The organism is Paenibacillus dendritiformis, assembly GCF_015845845.1.
Taxonomy (GTDB): Bacteria; Bacillota; Bacilli; order Paenibacillales; family Paenibacillaceae; genus Paenibacillus_B; species Paenibacillus_B dendritiformis_C.
In genome coordinates this window covers 1-2,697 of the sequence record NZ_LDIG01000128.1, presented here as the reverse complement: position 1 = coordinate 2,697, position 2,697 = coordinate 1, and the positions used below count along the sequence as shown (strand labels likewise).

Sequence of the window (2,697 nt, the reverse complement as noted above, 5' to 3'; positions counted from 1 at the left end):
ATCACTCTCTCGATTATTTGTTACAGTACAAATTCGACAAAACCGTGGGAAAGACCTGTTTAAGCGGACTTTTTCACCGGACTTTTAGAGGATGTTTCATCAATAGCGATGCGCTTTACGCTCGTAACATCGAGCTCCGACATGGCTTTGTCCACGTAATAGTGAAAGATCCGCCACATGCGGGTATCATGTTCACGCAGCTCGCGGGCAGCCGCATTAACCGGCATTTCTGACATCAGACGCATCGCCCAGGCTTCGAACATTAACGTAAAATGCGAAAGAGGCCTGGCCCATTTGGCATACACCTGAGTCACCTACGACTACAAAGGACTAGATATCGACAGCTTCGTGCCCGGGTCTCAAGTGTATCCTTCAGGTACAAGGGACTTCTATGTCATAACCGAACAGGAGGATATCCCGAAACATGATGATATTCACCTTATCACGGAGGCTGAGTACGAAGCGGTCTATAACGCCGAGCGGGAGCGTCAGCAAGAGCCAGGGCCGATTGAACAATTGAAGGCCGAGAACGAAGAGCTTCGGAGGCAGCTTGACGCGTTGCAGTTGGCCGTAATGGGTATGATGGACGCAGGAGGTAATGCGTGATGAAGAGCCTATTTTTCGCCTTTTTGATGGACTGCTGGCGCAAGGGATTCGCGGACGAGGAAAAGCTTCGCTCTTACGTGCCGAAGTACATTTCCGAAGAGGAATGCAAGGAAATTATCGAAACAACAGAAACGAAGCAATAAGCGCCTGCCCTATGGTATGGCGCTATATTTATGCCCTCGGGATACCCGGGGGCTATTCTTTTGTCAGAGGGGGATATGCAATGTTGAATGAATCACATTCGTTTCCGAAGGTATTAAATTGGTTTTCAGGCGTTGGGGCCGCAATTGTTCCCGGCCTGCAATTTCTTTATGGGACAAGTCAGATCGTTGTCAGCGTGATGGCTGCGATCCTCTTTTTTATCCTAATGGATTGGCTTTCTGGAATCAGCGCCGCGAAGCAAGATGGGACTTATGCAAGCACTTATGGCCTTGGTGGGCTTCGTAGAACGCTCTTTATTCTATTGTTTCCTGCAGGCGGCCATCTACTGGATGCGGCTCTCGGCTTACCAGATGTCGTGTTTGGGCTGTTTGCGTTCGGGATACTGTACCACACGATTCAATCCATGACCGCTAATGCTATACGGGCTGGGTGGGGAGGATTCTTTCCCGAATGGCTCGTTACCAAGCTCATGGAATGGGTAAAATCGGAGCTCGAAAATAAACTGGCTCGGGCAACGAGCCGAAAGGAGTCCAAAATGACAATCGAAATTAAGCAGCGATTGCTTCCCGACGGTCGGCCGAACAAGCCGAGCCGGCCGATGAAGCCGCAATATATTACGATCCATAATACAGACAATTCGGCCCCTGGCGCTACTGCTGAAGCCCATAGCCGATATATTTTGAACGGCAGCGCCGGGGCCCAAAAGAGTTGGCATTACACTGTCGACGATCGGGAAGTGTATCAGCACCTGCGGGATGATGAGCAAGGCTGGCATGACGGTGACGGGAACGGCCCTGGCAATACGACATCTATTGGCATCGAGGTCTGTATGTACCAGGGAATGGACGAGGCGAAGGCGTGGCAGCGGGCGGCGGAGCTGATCGCGCTTCTGTGCAAGCGGCACGCAATCGCGGTCAGCCGTGTTGTGCCGCACCGGCACTGGAGCGGGAAGGCTTGCCCAAGCCGGATCCTGCCGAGATGGTCGGAGTTTATCAAATTGGTCGAGAAGGAGCTGGGGACATTGGAAACACCGAAGCAGCAGGACTATGAAGGTCATTGGGCCGAGGCGTCGATCCGTAGAGTCATGGATGCCGGCATTATGAATGGCCGGGGGAATGGATTCACGCCGAATGAGCCAATTACGCGGGCAGAGGTGGCCGTTGTTCTGGATCGGCTCTTGAAGCAGTTAGGGGACAAAGCCTAATTTTCTCTTATTGGGTTCAAGCCAAGTCAAAACCCGGCTCATCTCATATGATATGAGTACCTAGAAGAAAGGAGGTCAACTCATATGGGTGAATTTGTTGGTGGTGTTGGTGGAGGACTCTCATGTGGAAGTTGTGGATTCGGGGGTTTCACTTCTATTGGTGTAATCTTGGTGTTGTTCATCCTTCTTGTTATCATTTCTCGTGCCCGGGTCTGGTAACGCCTACTGCCGTATTCTCCAAGCGTCTGCGCTCATGGATCACTTCATCGAATGCCCTGCTCCTCAGCAGGGCTATTTTATTATGGGCTTTAGCCCGTTGAGTGCGTGAAACGCACGAAACAAAAAACCACCCGCTATGCGGGTGGAGGGATCGAGGGTTTGACCAACAAGACCATCCCGATAAAATTGAGATGTTCAGGCTCAATGAAAGGAATGGTCTTAGATGGCAAACAAGAACTATAGTCTAGCTCACACGAAGTGGATGTGCAAATACCACATTGTGTTCACCCCGAAGTATAGACGGAAAGAGATTTATAATCAAGTGAGAAAAGACTTGATTGAAATCTTCAAGCGTTTATGTAAATACAAGGGAGTGGAGATCTTAGAAGGTCACATGATGCCAGATCATGTACATATGCTAGTAGCGATTCCTCCAAAAATCTCAGTATCATCATTCATGGGATATCTGAAGGGAAAAAGCTCACTGATGATATTCGAGAAGCATG

General features: G+C 50.0%; 4 protein-coding genes and 1 pseudogene. 4 read left to right on the top strand and 1 reads right to left on the bottom strand.

The annotated features are described in order from the left end of the window. Nucleotides 1–59: 59 nt before the first annotated feature. Nucleotides 60–305, bottom strand: coding sequence for a transposase family protein (locus ABD76_RS11310; protein WP_197256926.1), 246 nt, complete (start codon nt 303–305; stop codon nt 60–62). Nucleotides 306–605: 300 nt separating this feature from the next. On the opposite strand from ABD76_RS11310, the gene ABD76_RS11305 reads away from it, so the two are divergent. The 4 genes and pseudogenes from ABD76_RS11305 to tnpA form a co-directional block, all read left to right on the top strand. Beyond that, nucleotides 606–749, top strand: coding sequence for a hypothetical protein (locus ABD76_RS11305; RefSeq protein ID WP_197256929.1), 144 nt, complete (start codon nt 606–608; stop codon nt 747–749). Then, nucleotides 710–1,225: pseudogene (locus ABD76_RS30410) on the top strand (phage holin family protein); the annotation flags it as partial. The gene ABD76_RS11305 and the pseudogene ABD76_RS30410, both read left to right, overlap by 40 nt. 78 nt (nt 1,226–1,303) lie before the next feature. Further along, entirely contained in the window at nt 1,304–1,972 is a 669-nt protein-coding gene (locus ABD76_RS11295) for an N-acetylmuramoyl-L-alanine amidase (RefSeq protein WP_197256927.1), read from the top strand. Nucleotides 1,973–2,414: 442 nt separating this feature from the next. After that, a partial coding sequence (tnpA, locus tag ABD76_RS11290) for an IS200/IS605 family transposase (protein ID WP_197256799.1) occupies nt 2,415–2,697 on the top strand: 283 nt, incomplete at its 3' end.